This is a genomic window from Streptomyces sp. NPDC047049 (assembly GCF_040643995.1).
In the GTDB taxonomy this organism is placed as follows: Bacteria; Actinomycetota; Actinomycetes; order Streptomycetales; family Streptomycetaceae; genus Streptomyces; species Streptomyces mooreae.
Window position 1 is genome coordinate 1 of record NZ_JBEYVM010000020.1, and the last position, 19,126, is coordinate 19,126.

The following is a 19,126-nucleotide window of genomic DNA, read 5'->3' on the forward strand; positions in this document are numbered from 1 at the left end:
CGGGGCGTTACGGTGGGACACGAGGGCCTCCTGCACTCGGCGGTAGATGTCGCAATCCCCACCGAGCCAGAAGGCCCTCACCTCGTTCAAGCACCACGAAGGCGCATGTCGCCTGTCACCAACGTGCCGGGACAGCACAGCTAGGGCCTGTCTAGACAGGCCCTAGGAACGCCTCAGGGTGTGTGCCTCGGCGTCATAGCGGTCCGTGCGCGCGGGATCCGCCGTGGCCAGCGCCTTCGTGAGCGGCATCCCGGTGCGGCCGGCGAGCGCCAGCCGTTCCCGGACCTCGCGCGGGGTACGCGGGCGGTAGCCGGGCCCCGTACCGCAGCAGCCGCCGTGGAAGGTCAGCCCCGCACGCAGGACGGCCTCCAGGGCGCGCCAGCCCGCTGTGTCGCGCCGCTTGGGGACCGCGAGGTCGGCACCGGCGTCGATCAGTTCGGCGCGGCACTGCGGGCAGCGCCCCGGCCCCCGTGAGGTTGCCGTCTTCTTCCACGCGGCCCGGCAGTCCAGGCACACGAAGTGCATCCGGCTGCTGTAAAAACACATCCGCGCAGCGTACGGCTGGTGACAAGGCCGTACCGAGCCAATTAGGGTGCGCCGACATACTCCGCGATGGATTGGATGGGGAGGCACGCGTGCCCACGACCGAGAGCGCCGACAACGACCAGTTGTTCGTGCTGACGGCGGTGCTGCTGACGCCCGCGCAGTTCCCGAGCGTGCTCGGCGACGACTACCCCGAGGTGTGTGCGGGCCTCGGCCTCGAACCGTTCGCGGAGGGCTACGGGCTGGTCCTCGGTCAGGACAGTGACGGCGCACGCTGGACCGTGGCGACGGAGGATGTGTCGCTGGTGGCCTGTGCGATCGCGGCCTGGGACTGCGGGATGGAGTACGACCTCTCCCCCGGGGAGCACAGCATCGTCGGGGCGCTTCCCGGCTGGCCGCTCTCGCTCGCGGTGGCGGCGCCGGGTGTGCCGCAGCCGCACGATCCGGAGCCGCAGGAGGGCGACCCGGCGCCGCTCGCGCCGCCGGATGCCGAGGAGTGGGGGCCTGCGCAACGGCGGCTCGGGGCGGACGAGATCGCCATGCAGTGGGCGGCGTGGCGCGAGCAGGTGGATGACGAGGACACCTTCGCCGAGCCGGGGGATCCTGCCCACGAGGGCGTGCGGAGGGTGCTGGAGGAGGCGCGCGGCTATGTGAGCGAGCCGCCGCCGCCCGGGCGGGTGCGGTCGTCGTTCGCGGCCGGTGAGGCGCGGACCCTGCGGGTCGACGGCCCCGGCTGGAGCATGGTCGCGCGCACCGATGACATTGCGTTCGTGCTGCTGGACGACGAACCGGGTGAGGTGCATCCGGTGGGGCGGGGGCCCGCGCTTCCCGCGCTGCTGTCGTCGCTCGACGAGTTGGCGGTACGGCCGGTCTGAGGCGGGCTGCTCCGGCGGACCGTTGCGCGCGGGGACGGGCGGGGAGGGCTGGTCGGGCGCGACCGTACGACAGGAGACCGCGGGGCGGGCCAGGGCCTGTTCCCCCCTCCCGCCAGGGCCCGTGAGCCCGCCCGGTCAGCGGCCGATCTGCTTGCGGCTGACGCGGCGGAGCCGGCGCCGTTGGGAGGGGTCGAGCGTCAGATACGCGACGGCCGGGACCCCGACCATGACCAAGAGGGCCGCCCAGAAGGGCAGCAGCCACAGCAGGATCACTCCCACCGCGACGCCGCCGACCGCGACCTTCGCCTGTGTGGACATCCTTCACGCCCCTTCCGCGGCGTACGCCGCGCTCTGTGTACTCCATTGAACGCCGTTTTCGCGCAACAGGTTCCAGGTATCCGCGTGCCGTCCTGTACTCTCGGGCGCTTCAGGCGCCAGTAGTCAAACTTGAGGAGTCCTGATCCAGTGACACCACTCGCGGCGATCACACCCGCTCGGCTCTCCGCTCTGTCCCGCTGTGCAGCGGTTTTCCTGCCGTCGGATCCGCCACGTGCCGGGCGGGTGGCCTTCTGGCGTCCCGATGGCGCACCCGTGGAAGAGGCAGGCGGCGCGGACGGGGCGACGGGCGGGGACGGCGGGGCGCCGGACGGGGACGGCCGCACCAGGGACGGGGAGGCCTGGGTGACGGAGCAGCTGGAGGTGGTCCTGCCGGACGAGGACGAGGACGGTGGGGTGTCCCTGTGCGAGGTACCGGCGCTCGTCCTGACGGTTGCCGAGGCGGTGCCGGTGCTATCCCGCGCGCGGGCCGCGCGGGGCACCCATCCGGCCGCCGCCTTCTGGGGGGCCGCGGCGGTGCTGGCGCTGCAGCTCGCGGCGCGCGGCCGGCTGCTGCCGGGGGTGAGTCCCGACGGGTATGACGCCTGGCGGCTGGGTCCGCTCGATCCGGTGGACATCGAGCGGCTGCGCGATCTCGCCGCCGCCATGCCGCCGTACGCCCACGCCGTCCCGCTGCCGGATTCCGCACCGCCGGCGCTGCCGGACCCCGAGCGGCAGGTCCGCGCCTTCCTCGACGCGGTGGCGGACGGGCTGCCGCGCTCCCCCGCGGCGGCGCTGGTCACCGGAGCGCCGGCCTTCGCGGTGCCGGCGCCCCAGCAGATCCCCGAACAGCGCGCCTGGGCCGCCGAGGTCGCCGCGGGGCATGACGCGGGCGTACGGATCTCGCTGCGGGTGGAGGTACGGGGCACGGAGGCGGCGGGAAGCACCGAGACCTCGGCGGCCACCGAGACCACCCAGGCCACCCAAGCCACCCCGGTCGCCGGTACCGCGGAGCCCACGGCCGCCGGCATCGCCTTCACCGCCGTGCTCCAGCTGCACAGCCTCACCGACCCGACGCTGGTCGCCGATGCCGCCGCGGTGTGGGCGGGGGCGTCGCCCGCCGGGCAGGCCTTCGGGTCGCAGGCGCGGATGGACACGCTGCTGGCGTTGCGTCGTGCGGCGGATGTCTGGGCGCCGCTCACCCCGTTGCTGTCCGCCGCGGTGCCCGGGGCGCTGGAGCTGGCCGAGGAAGAAGTCGCCGAACTGCTCGGCCCGGCCGGCCGTGCGCTGGCCGCCGCCGGGGTGCAGGTGCACTGGCCGAAGGATCTGGCGCGCACGCTGACCAGCCGGGCCGAGGTGGGGTCGCCCGAGGCGGGCGACGGCAGCCGGTGGGACGGGCCGGGGCCGGGGCTGCCGTCGCTGTTGTCGGCGGATGCCCTGCTCTCCTTCAGCTGGCGGTTCGCGGTGGGCGGCCAGGAGGTGGGCAGGAACGAGCTGGACCGGCTCGCCGAGGCGGGACGGCCGCTGGTGCGACTGCACGGCCGGTGGGTGCTGATCGACCCGGAGACGGTGCGGGCCGCCCGGGACCGGCCGGACCGTAAGATCACGCCGCTCGATGCGCTCGGCGCCGCGCTCACCGGATCCGCCGAGATGCCGGACGGCGGGCGGGTGGAGGTGACGGCCTCCGGGTGGCCGGCCCGGCTGCGCGATCTGCTCGCCGACCCGGAGAACGACACTGCCGCAGCCGTCCGGCAGCCGGCCGCGCTGACCGCGACGCTGCGCGACTACCAGCTGCGCGGACTCGGCTGGCTGCACCGGATGACGTCGCTGGGGCTGGGCGCCTGCCTCGCCGACGACATGGGACTGGGGAAGACGATCACGCTCATCTCCCTGCATCTGCACCGGCAGACCCACCCCGCCTCGGCCGGCCCCACGCTGGTCGTCTGTCCCGCCTCCCTCATGGGCAACTGGCAGCGGGAGATCGAGAAGTTCGCGCCGGGAACACCGGTGCGCCGCTTCCACGGCGGGCGGCGCAGCCTGGCGGAGCCGGCGGACGGCGAGCTCGTGCTGACCACCTACGGAACGATGCGGCTCGACGCCGGGAAGCTGGCGCAGGTGGGCTGGGGGCTGGTCGTCGCCGACGAGGCACAGCACGTCAAGAACCCCGTCTCCGCGACCGCCAAGGCGCTGCGCACCCTGCCCGCCAAGGCCCGGGTGGCGCTGACCGGCACCCCGGTGGAGAACAATCTGTCGGAGCTGTGGGCGATCCTGGACTGGACGACGCCCGGCCTGCTGGGGCCGCTCAGCCGGTTCCGGACGCGCTATGCGCAGGTCATCGAGGGCGGTGCGGCGGCGTCCCCGGAGGCGGGCGCGGCGGCCGAGCGGCTTGCCCGCCTGGTGCGGCCCTTCCTGTTGCGCCGCCGTAAGTCCGATCCGGGGATCGCGCCGGAGCTGCCGCCCAAGACGGAGACCGACCGTGTCGTGGCGCTGACCGGGGAGCAGGCCGGGCTCTACGAGGCCGTGGTGCGCGAGGGGCTTGAGGAGATCGCCGGGACGGACGGGTTCGCCCGCCACGGGCTGGTGGTCAAACTCCTCACCTCGCTGAAGCAGATCTGCAACCACCCCGCGCAGTACCTCAAGGAAGGCAGCGGCACGGCGGACCGGGGGCAGACGGCGGGAGCGGTGCGGATCGCGGGCCGTTCGGGAAAGGTCGAGCTGCTGGACGAACTGCTCGACACCGTCCTGGCCGAGGGTTCGAGCGTGCTGGTGTTCACCCAGTATGTGCAGATGGCACGGCTGCTGGAGAGCCATCTGGCGACGCGCGGGGTACCCACGCAGTTCTTGCACGGCCAGACGCCGGTGGCCCGCCGTGAGGAGATGGTGCGGCGCTTCCAGGACGGCGCGGCGCCGGTGTTCCTGCTGTCGTTGAAGGCGGCGGGTACGGGGTTGAACCTCACCCGGGCGTCGCATGTCGTCCACTTCGACCGCTGGTGGAATCCGGCCGTCGAGGCGCAGGCCACCGACCGCGCGTACCGCATCGGGCAGACCCGGCCGGTGCAGGTCCACCGGATCGTCACGGAGGGCACGATCGAGGACCGGATCGCCGACATGCTCGCCCGTAAGCAGCAGTTGGCCGATGCGGTGCTGGGGTCCGGTGAGGCCGCGCTGACCGAACTCACCGACGCCGAGCTGGCCGACCTGGTCGCACTGCGAGGGAGTGAGCGATGACGAGGCCCGGAGAGGAAGAGGGAGAAGTGATGACCCCGGACCAGGAGTCGTCTCCGGACGAGAGGGACCCGGCAACGGAGCGGCACCCGGACGGGCGGAGCCCGGAGCAGGTCAGGCGCCCGGACGACCGGGACGCGGCGGCCGGCGAGCGGACGTTCGGTGCCTTGCCCCCGGCACGCGGCCGGGCCTTTGCGCGGAGTTGGTGGGGGCAGGCGTGGCTCAAGGCGCTGGAGGACACCGCGCTGGACGGCGAGCAGCTGAAGCTGGGGCGGCGGCATGCGCGGGCCGGGGCGGTCGGCGCGGTCTCGGTGCGTCCCGGCCGGATCACCGCGATCGTCCAGGACCGCGACCATACGCGGCACCGGTCCGATGTCCTGTTGCAGCAGTTGGACGCGGCGGACTGGGACCGCCTTCTCGACCTGGTCGCGGACCGGGCCGGGCATATCGCGGCGCTGCTGGACCGGGACATGCCGCCGGTACTCGTCGAGGACGCGTCGGCCGCCGGGGTCGAACTGCTGCCGGGCATCGGCGACCTGGAGGCGGAGTGCGGCTGCGGCGCCTGGGACCACTGCGCGCATACGGCCGCGCTGTGCTACCAGTTGGCGCGGCTGCTCGACCAGGATCCGTTCGTCCTGCTGCTGTTGCGCGGCCGGGGGGAGCGGGAACTGCTCGACGCCTTGCAGGCACGCAGCGCGGCGCGGGCGGCAGGGCCGGCGGGCGGGGCCGGAGCAGCGGGCAGGGACGGAGCGGCGGAGCGTCCCGGTCCGGGGGTGCCGGCGACGGAGGCGTATGCGGCGCGCGACATCCTGCCGCCGCTGCCCGCCGCACCGCCGCCGGTCGCCGCACCGGGCGTCCCACCGGTGCTCGGCGGTGCCACCCCGCCCGCGCCCGGGGTTGCGGTGGCGGCACTGGAGTTCCTGATCGGGGACGCGGCGGGGCGCGCCCGGGGCTTGCTGGCGGATGCGCTCTCCGCCGGGCATCCGGACGATCCGCTGCCGCCGGTGCTCACCCCCGCCCAGGACGCGGTCCGGCTCGCGGCGGCCGGCCCCGGGGAGGCCATATCGGCGCGGCTGGCGGCCGGTTCGGGGCGTGATGCGCGGGCGCTGGCACTGGCCGTACGGGCCTGGGACCTGGGCGGCCCGGCCGGGCTCGCGGTCCTGGAGGAGGACTGGACACCGGAGCCGGAGGCGCTGGCGCGGGCCACCGGGCAGCTCGCGGCCGCCTGGGAGGACGGCGAGGCCCGGCCGCGGCTGCGGGCCGCCCGCAACCGCTGGACGGTGGCCGGTGGCGAGGCCCAGCTGCGCTACGGGCGGGACGGCCGCTGGTGGCCGTACCGCAGGGAGGAGGGGCAGTGGGTGCCCGCGGGCCCGGCCACCGACGATCCTGCGGGCGCCTGGGCGGTGTTGTCGGCCGAGGGGTGAGGGGAGCGGTGAGGCGGGGGGTCGGGGAGAGGGGCGCTGCCGGTGCTGCGGGACGCCGCGCCGTGGCGGCATCCGGCAGCCCGGGGCGAGGGTTCCACGGCCGCCGTCCAGCTCCCTTTCGTCGCCGGGGTGGGCCGCTGCCCCCTGGGCCGGGGCGGCCGCTGGGCAGCACCCCGTGGCGTCCCGGCCCCATCCTCCCCATCCGGCTGCGCCGTGCCGCCGCACATGATTCGCTGAGCTGATCCCCCCACCGCCAGGCACGTCGCCCGCAGCAGGAGGACCAGTGACCGGCACCTCGCCGCACGCGCCGCACCACCCCGCCCAGGACCAGCACCCCCCGTACTACGAGGACCGCTCACCGGGAAGCGGGGCTCTGCCGCCGCGCGCCTGGTACCCGAGGTCGGATGCCGCCCGCCTCTCGCTGCACGGCCGCTGGCGGTTCCGGCTCTCGGCGAGCGCCACCGCCGAGGACGACTCGTTCGCCCGCCCGGACTTCGACGACACGCACTGGCCGGAGCTGCGGGTGCCGGGCCACTGGGCACTCCAGGGACGCTTCGCCTCCGAAGGCTCCTACGAGGGCAGCGGCACCGCGCGGCCGATCGGGACACCCGCTTACACCAACACCGCCTACCCCTTCCCGGTCGATCCGCCACGGGTGCCGGACGAGAACCCGACGGGTGATCACCGGCAGGTCTTCGATCTGCCCGCGGGGTGGGGCGAGGGCCCCGCGGTGCTGCACTTCGCCGGGGTGGAATCCTGCGCCCGGGTCTGGCTCAACGGCCAGGAGCTGGGCCACTTCAAGGGCAGCCGGCTGCCGCATGAATTCGAGGTCGGTCCACTGCTGCGGCCGCGCGGCAATGTGCTGGCGGTACGCGTCCACCAGTGGTCGTCGGGCAGCTATCTGGAGGACCAGGACCAGTGGTGGCTGCCGGGCATCTTCCGGGAGGTCGTGCTGCACCGCCGTCCCGAGGGGGCGGTCGCCGACCATTTCGTCCATGCCGGGTTCGATCACGTCACGGGACACGGCACGCTGCGGGTGGAGTCCGAGCCGGAGGGCCGGGTGACGGTCCCGGCACTCGGCCTCGATCTGGCGACCGGTCAGAGCGCGACGGTGCCGGTGCGCCCCTGGACGGCCGAGACGCCGCACCTCTACGCCGGGGAGCTGGTGACCTCCGGTGAACGGATCCCGCTGCGCATCGGGTTCCGTACGGTCCGCGTCGAGGACGGGCTGCTGAAGGTCAACGGCCGCCGGATTTTGCTGCGCGGCGTCAACCGCCATGAGTTCCATCCGCGCTACGGACGGGCCGTCGGGCCCGAGACGATGCGCCGCGATCTGCTGCTGATGAAGCAGCACCACGTCAACGCGGTGCGCACCAGCCACTATCCGCCGCACCCCGCCTTCCTCGACCTGTGCGACGAGCTGGGCCTGTGGGTCGTCGAGGAGTGCGATCTGGAGACCCATGGGTTCGGCGGGCAGGGCCGGCGGGACAATCCGGTGGATGACGCGCGCTGGGAGCCGGCGTTGCTCGACCGGGCCCGGCGGATGGTCGAGCGGGACAAGAACCACCCCGCCGTCGTGCTGTGGTCGCTGGGAAACGAGTGCGGTACGGGGCGCGGGCTGTCCGCCATGGCTGCCTGGATGCGCGAGCGCGACCCGTCCCGCCCGCTCCACTACGAGGGCGACCCCAGCTGCGCCGACACCGACGTCTACTCCCGGATGTACGCCGACCACGCCGAGGTGGAACGCATCGGGCGGCGTGCCGAGGAGCCGCTGTCCGATCCGGAGCTGGACGCCCGACGGCGTCAACTCCCCTTCCTCCTCTGCGAGTACGCGCATGCGATGGGGAACGGGCCGGGCGGACTGAGCGAGTACCAACGGCTGTTCGAGCGCTATGAACGCTGCCAGGGCGGTTTCGTCTGGGAGTGGATCGACCACGGGCTGCGGCAGCGGACGCCCGCCGGGGAGGTGTTCCACGCCTATGGCGGAGACTTCGGAGAGGAGCTGCACGACGGGAACTTCGTCTGCGACGGCCTGGTCTTTCCCGACCGGGTGCCCTCCCCCGGCCTGCTGGAGTTCAAGAAGGTCGTCGAACCGGTACGGATCGAGGCCTGGGCCGACGAGACCGGGCCCGCGGCCGGGGCCGACGGGAGCGCGGCCCGGGCCGACGAGGGCGGCACGGCGGGCGCGGTCCGGATCACCAATCTGTACGACTTCGCCGACCTGGGTCACCTCGGCTTCCATTGGAGCTACGAAGTGGACGGTGAGCTGCGCGGTCACGGCCGGCTCACCGTGCCGCCGCTGGGGCCGGGCGAGTCGGCCGTGGTGCAGCTGCCGGCGCCGCCGGTCGGGCCGGACACCAAGGGCGCCGAGGACACCGGGGGCGACGAGGGCCCCAGGGGCGACGAGGGCTCCAGGGGCGACGAGGGCGAAGCGCTCTGGACGGTCCGGGCCGTGCTGGACGGGGACACCCCCTGGGCATCCGCGGGGCACGAGATCGCCTGGGGCCAGCTGCCGGCCGCCCCGCGCCCCGCCGTCACTCCCCCGGCCGCCACCGCCGCGCCGCGCCGCGGTGAGGGCAATGTGATCGTCCTCGGACCCGGGACCTTCGACGCGGGGACGGGGACGCTGGCCTATCTGGACGGCGTCCGGATCGGCGGTCCCCGGCTGGATGTCTGGCGGGCGCCGACCGACAACGACGAGGCCGCGCCCTGGCAGCCGGGGCCGCGGCCGGCCACCGAGTGGCGGCGGATCGGCCTGCACCGGATGCGGCACCGCGTCGATGCCGTCGAGACCGGGCCTGACACCGTGGTCGTACGGTCCCGGGTCGCCCCGGCCGGGTCGCCGCTGGCGCTGCGCACGGTCTGCCGCTGGACGGCTCAACGGAACCTGCTGCGGCTGGAGTTGAGCGTCGACCCCGAGGGTGACTGGCCGGTGCCGCTGCCCCGGCTCGGCGTGCGGATGCGGGTGTGCGGCAGCCTGGGCCTGGCCCGGTGGTTCGGCGGCGGGCCGGGCGAGGGCTATCCGGACACCCGGGCGGCCGCCCGGCTCGGCCGCTGGTCGATGACGGTGGACGCCCTGCAGACGCCGTACGTGCGGCCGCAGGAGAACGGTGCGCGGCCCGGTGTGCGCTGGGCGGAGCTGACCCGTTCGGACGGCTCGGGCCTGCGGATCGAGGGCGATCCGGACTTCTTCCTCACCGCCCGCCGGTGGTCGACCGAGGAGCTGGCCGCCGCCCGCCACACCACGGATCTGCGGCCGGGCGAGGACCTGTGGCTCCATCTCGACCATGCACAGCACGGCATCGGCAGCCAGTCCTGCGGGCCGGGGGTGCTGCCGCAGCACCGGTTGGAGGTGGCGCCGGCACGGTTCTCGTTCGTGTTCTCGTCGCTGCACTGAGCCCGCGCCGGACGAGGCGCCGGCCGGTCGCCGACCGGTCGTCGGCCGGTCGTCGGCCGTGCGCACCACTGCGGCCAGGGATGGTGTCACCGGTCGGCGTTACGATCCGGGGTGAGGCGTCAGCACCCGCGCGTCCGCAGCACCGAGAGGCTTTGCACCATGGTCAGCACGCCCCCGCCGCTCACCGACGCCCTCGCCGCGGGGCCGCTCGTCCTCGACGGCGGGCTGTCCAACCAGTTGGAGGCCGCCGGGCACGACCTCAGCGACGCGCTGTGGTCGGCCCGGCTGCTGGCCGAGGAGCCGGAAGCGGTGGTGCGGGCACATCTGGCGTACTACGAGGCCGGGGCGCAGGTCGCGATCACCTCCAGCTATCAGGCGACGTTCGAGGGGTTCGCGCGACGCGGCATCGGCGGGGAGCGGGCCGCTGCGCTGCTCGGCCGGAGTGTGGAGCTGGCCCGCGAGGCGGCCCGGCGGGCGTCGGCCGGCGGGGTGGCCGGGCCGCTGTATGTGGCCGCGTCGGCGGGACCGTACGGGGCGATGCTGGCGGACGGGTCCGAGTACCGCGGCCGGTACGGCCTGTCGGTGGACGAGCTGGAGCGTTTCCACCGGCCGCGTCTGGAGGTGCTGGCCGCGGCGCGGCCGGATGTGCTGGCGCTGGAGACGGTGCCGGACGCCGAGGAGGCCCGGGCGCTGGTGCGGGCAGTGCGCGGACTGGGGGTACCGGCCTATCTGTCGTACAGCGTGGCGGGGGACCGCACCCGGGCCGGGCAGCCGCTGACGGAGGCGTTCGCGGTGGCGGCCGAGGCGGATGAGGTGATCGCGGTGGGGGTGAACTGCTGCGCACCCAAGGACGCGGACCGGGCCGTGCGGTCGGCGGCGCGAGTCACGGGCAAGCCGGTGGTGGTCTACCCCAACAGCGGGGAGAGCTGGGACGCCGGGGCGCGGGCCTGGTGCGGCGAGGCCGCGTTCAGCGCGGACCGGGTCGCCGCCTGGGCCGCGGACGGTGCCCGGCTCATCGGCGGCTGCTGCCGGGTGGGTCCGGACGCCATCGCCCGGCTGGCGGCGGCGCTACGGGCTGCCCCGTAATCCCCGGCGGGCGCACGACAGCTACGGCGCCTCACCGCGCTGCCGGTTCGCCCGAATATGCCCAGTATGAGAACGACCCTCCGCCTTGCGATGCAGCTCGGCATCCGAGGGGCGAAAGCGGGAGCCGAGACGGAGCGAGCGCAGCGAGTGCAGTGCATCTGACACCGCGCGCTGATCCACCGGGGATTACGGGACAGCCCCTGGGCCGCTGACGGGGCCTGCCCGGATGCGGGCCGAAGGCGTTACACAGACGCAACCGACGCAGCGGCGACAGAGCCCAGGACCGGTGGCAGGATGCAGCCACATCGCAGCACGCACGGCTTGATTGATGTTCATCCTGCCCCTGGAGGGCCTGTGTCCGCTCGCTCCGCGTTGCCTGTCATAGCCGTCGCCACAGCCGTCGCCGTCCTGGCGGGGTGCAGCAGCACCACGTCCGGCGGGAAGAAGGGGTCCGGCGGCCTGGAACTGGTCTCCTCCGGGACCCTGAAGACCTGCACCCACCTGCCCTACGCGCCGTTCCAGGTGAAGAAGGACGGCAAGGTCGTCGGGTTCGATGTGGATCTGGTGGACCTCGTCGCCAAGGATCTGGGCGTCAAACAGGAGATCGTCAACACCCCCTTCGAAGGCATCGAGACCGGCCAGGATTTCACGATCCGCAAATGTGATCTGGCCGCCGCCGGCATGACGATCACGCCCGCGCGGGACAAGGTCATGGACTTCTCCGACCCGTATTTCAATGCCACCCAGGCGCTGCTGACGAAGAAGGGCAAGCCCTTCAAGAAGGTCGAGGACCTCAAGGGCAAGAAGCTCGGTTACCAGAAGGCCACCACCGGCGGGATCTACGCCAAGAAGCACGGCGCCGGCGTCGAGCTGGTGGAGTTCGAGGATCTGGGGCTGCTGCTGACCGCCGTGAAGTCCGGGCAGGTCGACGCCGGCATCAATGACAACGGTGTGCTCTTCGACTATGTGAAGCAGAATCCGGACACCGCGGTCACCGCGGAATTCAATACCGGTGAGCACTACGGCATCGGTGTGCGCACCGGAAATGACGCACTGCGGAAGAAGATCAACGCGGCGGTCAAGAAGGCGAAATCGGACGGGACGTACGACCGGATCTACAAGAAGTGGTTCGGCACCACCCCGCAGAGCTGAGGCCCGCCGTCATGTCCGTCATGTCTTTGTCGAAACGACAGCGCGCCCGGGTGATCCGCGGCGTGCAGTACGGCGTCCTGGTCCTCGCCGTGGTGGTCTTCGCACTGATCGCCGACTGGCATCAGCTGCGGATGGCGTTCTTCGACGTCGAGGTCGCGAAGGCGCTGTTCCCCGACATCATCACCACGGCGCTGGTCAACACCGTCCTCTACACCCTGCTCGGCTTCGGCTTCGGTCTGGCGCTGGGGCTGGTGCTCGCCCTGATGCGGCTCTCCTCGGTGCCGCCCTACCGCTGGATCGCGGTCACCTATATCGAGTTCTTCCGCGGGATTCCCTGTCTGCTGGTGTTCATCGCGCTCGGCTTCGGTGTGCCGCTGGCCTTCGAGGTGGCGCTCGATATGAACGTCACGGTCATGCTGTCGCTCGGGCTGGTGGGCGCGGCGTATATGGCGGAGACCATCCGGGCCGGTATTCAGGCGGTCCCCAAGGGGCAGACGGAGGCGGCGCGTTCCCTGGGAATGTCGCACGGCCGGGCGATGGTCTCGATCGTCATTCCACAGGCGTTCCGCATCGTGCTGCCGCCGCTGACCAATGAACTGATCCTGCTGACCAAGGACTCGTCGCTGGTGTACCTGCTGGGGCTCTCCCTCACCCAGTTCGAGCTGGCCAACTTCGGGCGCGATGCGCTCAATGAGCACAAGAGCCTGACCCCGATCCTGATCGCCGGGCTGCTCTATCTCGTGATCACCCTCCCGCTCGGCCAACTGGTCCGACGGCTGGAGGCCCGTACGGCGAAGGCCAGGTGAGCTGTGTGACGACCGACCAGGCGGCACCGGGGACGACGGATGCGAAGGCCATCGACGTCCAGGGCCTGCGCAAGGCGTTCGGTGAGCTGGAGGTGCTGCGCGGGATCGACTTCTCGGTGGCGCGCGGTGAGGTGGTGTGTGTCATCGGGCCCTCGGGGTCCGGGAAGTCGACCCTGCTGCGCTGTGTGAATCTGCTGGAGGAGCCGAGCGCGGGCCGCGTCACGGTGGCCGGCACCGAGGTGACCGACCCGGACGTGGACATCGACCGGGTCCGGCAGCGGATCGGGATGGTCTTCCAGGCCTTCAACCTCTTTCCGCATCTGACGGCGCTGGAGAATCTGACGATTGCCCAGCGCCGGGTGCTGCGCCGCGACCGCGCCGAGGCGGAGCGGATCGCCCGCGCCAACCTCGAACGGGTCGGGCTCAGTGACAAGGCGGCCGCCTATCCGGCGCAGTTGTCCGGTGGGCAGCAACAGCGCGTGGCCATCGCCCGCGCGCTGTCCATGGACCCGGAACTGATGCTCTTCGACGAGCCGACCTCGGCGCTGGACCCGGAGCTGGTCGGCGATGTGCTGGCGGTGATGCGGGGGCTGGCGCAGGAGGGCATGACGATGCTCGTCGTCACCCATGAGATGAGCTTTGCGCGGGAGGTCGCCGACCGGGTGGTGTTCATGGACGGCGGGGTGATCGTCGAGCAGGGCACTCCCGAGCAGGTGGTGGGCGCCCCTCGGCACGAGCGGACCAGGACGTTCCTGGCGCGGGTGCTGGATCCGGCCGCCGCCGAGGTCGGCGAGGTGACGGACACCGGCGCGGCGGGCAAGCGCATCGATCGCTGACCGCCCCGCTGCCGTCGGCGGGGATCAGCGGGCGTCGGCGGACGTCGGCAGGCGTCGGCATGCTGCTCCCGAAGTCGCCGACGCCCGTGCTGACCGGGCCGAAACCGCGTCTGAACCATCCGGCTGGTGGGCACCTTGGCCACAGGCAGCAAGGCACCCTACGGCTCGGAGGTCCTTCGTGTTCACCGACCTGCCCCTGGACGAGCTGCGCAACTACCGCCCGCCGCGCCCCGAGCCGCCCGGCTTTGACGCCTTCTGGCAGCGCACCCTCGACGAAGCCCGTGACCGTGACCTCGATGCCCGCTTCACCGAGGTCGATGCGGGGCTGGCGCGGCTGCGCACCCATGACGTGACGTTCTCCGGTTTCGGCGGGCACCGTATCCGCGGCTGGTTCCTCTTCCCGCGCGCGGCCGAGGGGCCGCTGCCGTGCGTCGTGCAGTACCTCGGTTACGGCGGCGGCCGGGGGATGGTGCACGACTGGCTGCTCTGGCCTTCCGCGGGGTACGCCACCCTCGTCATGGACTCCCGTGGGCAGAGCGGCCCCAACCGGCCCGGTGACACCCCCGATCCGGTCGGCTCCGGCAATCCGGGCGTGCCCGGCAAGATGACCCAGGGGCTCCTCCATCCCGAGGACTACTACTACCGGCGGCTGTTCACCGACGCCGTACGGGCCGTGGAGGCGGCTCGGGGGCACGCGGCGGTGGACGCCGGCCGGATCGTGGTCGCCGGCGGCAGCCAGGGTGGTGCCGCCGCGCTGGCGACGGCGGGGCTGGTCCCCGGGCTGGCGGGCGCGTTGATCGATGTGCCGTTCCTGACCCATATCCGCCGGGCCGTCGACCTCACGGATCGCGGACCGTACGGCGAGCTCACCCGCTACTTCGCGGGTGCCCGCGGCCACATCGACACCGCGCTGCACACCCTGGACCACTTCGACGGCCTGAACTTCGCGGCCCGTGCCACCGCCCCGGCGCTCTTCGGCACGGCACTGCGGGACGAGGTCGTGCCGCCGTCCACCGGCTTCGCCGCGTACCACCACTACGCGGGCGAGAAGGAGCTGAAGGTCTGGCGGTTCAATGCCCATGAGGGGGGCGGCGGCGAGCAGCGCGCGGCCGAAATATCCTTTGTGCGCCGATTGTTCGGCGGCTGAGCGGCCCGGCCCGACGCGACTGGCCGGGCACGCGCCGGGCCGGACCGGTCGGGTCGGGTCGGTCGGGTCGGGTCGGGTCGGTCGGGTCGGGTCGGTGGTCGACGGCTCTCAGAAGGTCCCCAGCAGATGCTCCAGCGCCAGCTGGTCCAGATGCTCGAAGGCCATCCCGCGGGCGGCCGCCGCCTCGGCGTCGAAGGACTCGTAGGCGGTGTGGTCGGCGAGCAGCCCGGCCAGGCCGTCCTCGGCGGTGGGCCGGCTCAGCTGATCCAGCCGCGCGGCGTGCAGCGCGTCCTGGACGGCAGGGTCGGCCCGGAAGGCGGCGGCGCGCTCCCTGAGGATCAGGTAGTTGCGCATACAGCCGGCCGCCGAGGTCCAGACGCCGTCCAGGTCCTCGGTGCGCGGCGGCTTGAAGTCGAAGTGCCGCGGCCCGTCGTATCCGGCCGTCTCCAGCAGGTCGACCAGCCAGAAGGCGGACCGCAGGTCACCCGCGCCGAAGCGCAGGTCCTGGTCGTACTTGATCCCGCTCTGGCCGTTGAGGTCGATGTGGAAGAGCTTGCCCGCCCACAGCGCCTGGGCGATGCCGTGCGGGAAGTTGAGCCCGGCCATCTGCTCGTGCCCCACCTCGGGGTTGACGCCGTAGAGCTGCGGGCGCTCCAGCCGCTCGATGAAGGCGAGGGCGTGGCCGACGGTGGGCAGCAGGATGTCGCCGCGCGGCTCGTTGGGCTTGGGCTCGATGGCGAACCGCAGGTCGTAGCCCTGCTCGACGACGTACTGGCCGAGGAGGTCGAACGCCTCCTTCATCCGGTCCAGGGCGGCCCGCACGTCCTTGGCCGCGCCGGACTCCGCGCCCTCCCGTCCGCCCCAGGCGACATAGGTGCGGGCGCCCAGCTCGGCGGCGAGGTCGATATTGCGGAGCGTCTTGCGCAGGGCGTAGCGGCGGACGTCGCGGTCGTTGGCGGTGAAAGCGCCGTCCTTGAAGACGGGGTGGGTGAAGAGGTTGGTGGTGGCCATCGGCACGACCAGGCCGGTGGCGTCCAGCGCCTTCCGGAAGCGGGTGACGGCCGCCTGGCGCTCGATGTCCCCGGCGCCGGACGGGATCAGATCGTCGTCGTGGAAGGTGACGCCCCACGCGCCCAGGCCGGCGAGGCGGTGGACCGATTCGACGGGGTCCAGGGCGCGACGGGTGGCGTCACCGAAGGGGTCACGGCCCTGCCAGCCGACGGTCCACAGGCCGAAGCTGAACTTGTCCTCGGGCACGGGCTGGTGACTCATCGCGACTCCCGGTGATTTCGTCAACGCACTTTACAAATTACGCCGCGGCCAAACTAATATGCGGCAGCACACCGGGGAACCCCCTGGAACAGGACGATGGAGCAGGGCCGCCGAGGGAGGCAGTGCACGATGGGCGCACAGTCAGCGGGACCGCTGGTCGTCGGGGTGGACAGCTCGACGCAGTCCACCAAGGCGCTGGTCGTGGACGCGGCGACCGGTGCCGTCGTCGCCCGGGGCCAGGCAGCGCACACGGTCGGCGGCGGCGCCGGCAAGGAGAGCGACCCCGCGCAGTGGTGGCGGGCGCTGAGCGAGGCGCTGGAGCGGTGCGGCGACGCGGCGCGGCAGGCCTCGGCGGTCTCCGTCGGCGGCCAGCAGCACGGTCTGGTCACCCTGGACGCGGCCGGTGAGCCGGTACGCCCCGCCCTGCTGTGGAACGACGTACGGCCGGCGCCCCAGAGCGAGCGGCTGATCGCGGAGCTGGGCGGCGCGCGGGCCTGGGCCGAGCGGGTGGGGAGCGTGCCGGGGCCGGCGTTCACCGTGGCCAAGTGGGCCTGGCTGCGGGAGCACGAGCCGGCCGCGGCCGCCGCCACCGCCGCGGTGCGGCTGCCGCACGACTACCTCACCCAGCGCCTGACCGGCGAGTCCGTCACCGACCGCGGCGACGCGTCCGGGACGGGCTGGTGGGCGTCGTCCACCGGGGCCTATGACGCGGAGATCCTGGAACATGTCGGCCTGTCCCCCGAGGCGCTGCCGCGGGTGGCGCTCCCGGGCGAGGCCGCCGGGACGGTGCACGCCGGTGATCTGCCGCTGCCGCACGGCGCGTTGGTGGCCGCCGGGACGGGAGACAACATGGCTGCCGCGCTCGGGCTGGGCCTGCGTCCCGGGCAGCCGGTGCTGAGCCTGGGCACCTCGGGGACGGTCTATGCGGTCTCCACCCACCGGCCCGCCGACCCGACCGGCACCGTCGCGGGCTTCGCCGATGCCCGCGGCGACTGGCTGCCGCTGGCCTGCACCCTGAACTGCACCCTGGCCGTGGACCGGGTGGCGGCGCTGCTGGGACGCGACCGGGAGGCCGTGGAAGGCGGCGGTGACGTGGTGATGCTGCCGTTCCTCGACGGCGAGCGCACCCCGAACCTGCCGGGCGCCTCGGGCCTGGTCCACGGGCTGCGGCACGGCACCACGGCCGGTCAGCTGCTCCAGGCGGCTTACGACGGCGCGGTGTTCGCGCTGCTGCAGGCCCTGGACCGGGTGCTGGACGCGGATGCCGCGCCCGATGCGCCGCTGCTGCTGATCGGCGGCGGCGCGAAGGGCGTGGCCTGGCAGGAGACCGTCCGCCGGCTGTCGGGACGCCCGGTGGTGGTGCCGCGGGCGCAGGAACTGGTGGCGCTCGGCGCGGCGGCGCAGGCGGCCGGGCTGCTGCTGGAGGAGGACCCGGCGGCGGTGGCGCGTCGCTGGGGGACGGCGCGCGGCGCGGAGTACGAGGCGCGGCCGCGGGACGGCGCCGCCTGGGACCGGCTGGCGGCGACGCTCTCCGACGGCGGGGCGCTGCTGCGACGGTGACCCCGGCCCCGCCGCCGTCCCCCTCCTGGAGGGAACGCCCTCCCCCCCCCACGTCGAGGAGACCCCTGTGACCGCGCCCGGCGGCGACACCCAGCACGGCATCCGGCGGCGCAATCTTGCCCGGGTGCTGCGGACCGTGGCCGCCGAGGGGCCGCTCTCCCGGCCGGCGGTCGCGGCGCGGATCGGACTGACCCGGGCGGGAGTGGCCCCCCTGGTCGACGAGTTGCTGCGGGCGGGCCTGCTGGTGGAGGCGGGGCGGGCGGCCACCGGTGGCCGGGGCCGGCCGGGCGGCGAACTGGCGGTCAGCGACCGGGGCCCGGCCGGGCTCGGTGCCGAGATAGGCGTCGATCATCTGGCGGTGTGCGCGGTCGATCTGCGCGGGCGGGTCCGGGCCCGGGTGGCGGCCGATGCGGCGAACCGGCACAGCGCTCCCGGGCCGGTGCTGCGGCGGCTGGCCGCGCTGCTCGCCGAGGTCACCGACGCGATCGCCGCCGAGGGGCTGCGGCCGGCCGGGCTGGCGGTGGCCGTACCCGGTCTGGTGGCCCGCGGCACGACGACCGTGGTGCATGCCCCCAACCTCGGCTGGCGGGCCGCCGATCTCGCCCCGGGGCTCGCCGGGGCAACGGTCCCGCGGGACGGCTGCCCGGCCCTCCCGCTCACCGTCGAGAACGAGGCCAACCTCGGTGCGCTGGCCGAACTGCGGCTGGGCGGGGGCGACGGGCAGCCCGGCCCGCCCCCGGACTTCGTGCATGTGTCGGCGGAGATCGGCATCGGTGCCGCGGTCGTCGTGGACGGTCAACTGCTGCGGGGGGCGCGGGGGTTCGCGGGGGAGCTGGGGCATGTGCCGGTGCACCCGGACGGCCCGGCGTGCGACTGTGGCGGCCGGGGCTGCCTGGAGCAGTACGCCGGTGAGGAGGCCGTACTGCGTGCGGGCGGGCTCGCCCCCGGGCGGGCGGCGGCCGCTCATCCGGGACCGGGTGCCCGTATCGGCCTGCTGGCGCGCCGTGCCGCTGACGGGGACACGGCCGTCGTGCGGGCGCTGCACGAGGCGGGGACGGCGCTCGGTATCGCGCTCGCCGGGGCGGTGAATCTGCTCGATCCCCGGGCGGTGGTCCTCGGGGGCGCGCTGGCCGGGCTGGCGCCCTGGATCCTGCCGTCCCTGGAGCGGGAGTTGGCGCTGCGGACGGCCGTCGCGGCGGATTCCGGGCGGGCCGGCGGGCCGGTGGTGACGGTGTCCCGCCTGGGCGCGGACGGGCCGCTGCTGGGGGCGGCGCACGCGGCGCTGCAGACCGTGCTGGACGATCCCCTCCACGCCGGCGCCTCGGCACACTCTCCCCGGAATGGAAGCCGCTAAACCTATCCATGGACAGAGAATTCCATGCCACCCCATCGAGCGATTGTGTCGATAAAAACAGCACCACTATCTTCGGTTCGGCGGGCTGCCGCGGAACTCCCGTGAAAGGGGGCTCCGCAGGCGGTCCGTATCGC

Annotated in this window: 14 protein-coding genes; 11 read left to right on the forward strand and 3 right to left on the reverse strand. The window is 73.5% G+C overall.

Annotated elements, in window-relative coordinates; all coding sequences use genetic code 11:
• Positions 1–162: 162 nt before the first annotated feature.
• Positions 163–546, reverse strand: coding sequence for a hypothetical protein (locus ABZ851_RS30810; RefSeq protein ID WP_361134473.1), 384 nt, complete (start codon positions 544–546; stop codon positions 163–165).
• Positions 547–635: 89 nt separating this feature from the next.
• Between ABZ851_RS30810 and ABZ851_RS30815 the strand changes: the two genes are divergently transcribed.
• Entirely contained in the window at positions 636–1,418 is a 783-nt protein-coding gene (locus tag ABZ851_RS30815; protein WP_361134476.1) for a hypothetical protein, read from the forward strand.
• 135 nt (positions 1,419–1,553) lie between these two features.
• Here the strand turns inward: ABZ851_RS30815 and ABZ851_RS30820 are convergent, their stop codons facing one another.
• The gene (locus tag ABZ851_RS30820) at positions 1,554–1,736 is read right to left on the reverse strand and encodes a hypothetical protein (RefSeq protein ID WP_361134479.1); all 183 of its coding nucleotides are present in this window, start codon (positions 1,734–1,736) and stop codon (positions 1,554–1,556) included.
• A gap of 147 nt (positions 1,737–1,883) precedes the next feature.
• On the opposite strand from ABZ851_RS30820, the gene ABZ851_RS30825 reads away from it, so the two are divergent.
• The 8 genes from ABZ851_RS30825 to ABZ851_RS30860 all read left to right on the forward strand — a co-directional run bounded on the left by ABZ851_RS30825 (position 1,884) and on the right by ABZ851_RS30860 (position 14,806).
• Positions 1,884–4,961, forward strand: a complete 3,078-nt coding sequence (locus tag ABZ851_RS30825) for a DEAD/DEAH box helicase (RefSeq protein WP_361134482.1) — start codon at positions 1,884–1,886, stop codon at positions 4,959–4,961.
• Positions 4,958–6,382, forward strand: coding sequence for an SWF or SNF family helicase (locus tag ABZ851_RS30830; RefSeq protein WP_361134485.1), 1,425 nt, complete (start codon positions 4,958–4,960; stop codon positions 6,380–6,382). Before ABZ851_RS30825 ends, ABZ851_RS30830 begins: the two co-directional genes overlap by 4 nt.
• Positions 6,383–6,665: 283 nt before the next feature.
• The gene (locus ABZ851_RS30835; protein WP_361134487.1) at positions 6,666–9,779 is read left to right on the forward strand and encodes a glycoside hydrolase family 2 TIM barrel-domain containing protein; all 3,114 of its coding nucleotides are present in this window, start codon (positions 6,666–6,668) and stop codon (positions 9,777–9,779) included.
• 159 nt (positions 9,780–9,938) lie between these two features.
• Entirely contained in the window at positions 9,939–10,865 is a 927-nt protein-coding gene (gene mmuM / locus ABZ851_RS30840; RefSeq protein WP_361134490.1) for a homocysteine S-methyltransferase, read from the forward strand.
• Between the two features lie 354 nt (positions 10,866–11,219).
• The gene (locus tag ABZ851_RS30845) at positions 11,220–12,017 is read left to right on the forward strand and encodes a basic amino acid ABC transporter substrate-binding protein (protein WP_361134493.1); all 798 of its coding nucleotides are present in this window, start codon (positions 11,220–11,222) and stop codon (positions 12,015–12,017) included.
• Positions 12,018–12,037: 20 nt separating this feature from the next.
• Entirely contained in the window at positions 12,038–12,823 is a 786-nt protein-coding gene (locus tag ABZ851_RS30850) for an amino acid ABC transporter permease (RefSeq protein WP_093491212.1), read from the forward strand.
• Entirely contained in the window at positions 12,820–13,659 is an 840-nt protein-coding gene (locus tag ABZ851_RS30855; RefSeq protein WP_336049534.1) for an amino acid ABC transporter ATP-binding protein, read from the forward strand. Before ABZ851_RS30850 ends, ABZ851_RS30855 begins: the two co-directional genes overlap by 4 nt.
• Positions 13,660–13,837: 178 nt before the next feature.
• Positions 13,838–14,806 (forward strand): acetylxylan esterase, encoded by a 969-nt coding sequence (locus ABZ851_RS30860; protein ID WP_361134498.1) that lies wholly within the window; start codon positions 13,838–13,840, stop codon positions 14,804–14,806.
• Between the two features lie 108 nt (positions 14,807–14,914).
• Here the strand turns inward: ABZ851_RS30860 and xylA are convergent, their stop codons facing one another.
• A complete protein-coding gene (gene xylA / locus ABZ851_RS30865; RefSeq protein WP_361134501.1) occupies positions 14,915–16,078 on the reverse strand; it encodes a xylose isomerase in 1,164 nt (387 codons plus the stop codon).
• 129 nt (positions 16,079–16,207) lie between these two features.
• Between xylA and xylB the strand changes: the two genes are divergently transcribed.
• Both xylB and ABZ851_RS30875 read left to right on the forward strand, forming a co-directional pair.
• The gene (xylB, locus tag ABZ851_RS30870) at positions 16,208–17,638 is read left to right on the forward strand and encodes a xylulokinase (protein ID WP_361134504.1); all 1,431 of its coding nucleotides are present in this window, start codon (positions 16,208–16,210) and stop codon (positions 17,636–17,638) included.
• Between the two features lie 67 nt (positions 17,639–17,705).
• Positions 17,706–18,992 carry an ROK family protein gene (locus ABZ851_RS30875; RefSeq protein WP_361134507.1) on the forward strand — a complete coding sequence of 429 codons (1,287 nt, stop codon included), beginning with the start codon at positions 17,706–17,708 and terminating at the stop codon, positions 18,990–18,992.
• Positions 18,993–19,126 lie beyond the last annotated feature (134 nt).

Coding starts and splice junctions, on each gene's coding strand:
- ABZ851_RS30810 (WP_361134473.1), bottom strand. CDS start 546: ATGTGTTTTTACAGCAGCCGGATGCACTTCGTGTGCCTGGACTGCCGG.
- ABZ851_RS30820 (WP_361134479.1), bottom strand. CDS start 1,736: ATGTCCACACAGGCGAAGGTCGCGGTCGGCGGCGTCGCGGTGGGAGTG.
- ABZ851_RS30830 (WP_361134485.1), top strand. CDS start 4,958: ATGACGAGGCCCGGAGAGGAAGAGGGAGAAGTGATGACCCCGGACCAG.
- mmuM (WP_361134490.1), top strand. CDS start 9,939: ATGGTCAGCACGCCCCCGCCGCTCACCGACGCCCTCGCCGCGGGGCCG.
- ABZ851_RS30850 (WP_093491212.1), top strand. CDS start 12,038: ATGTCTTTGTCGAAACGACAGCGCGCCCGGGTGATCCGCGGCGTGCAG.
- xylA (WP_361134501.1), bottom strand. CDS start 16,078: ATGAGTCACCAGCCCGTGCCCGAGGACAAGTTCAGCTTCGGCCTGTGG.
- xylB (WP_361134504.1), top strand. CDS start 16,208: ATGGGCGCACAGTCAGCGGGACCGCTGGTCGTCGGGGTGGACAGCTCG.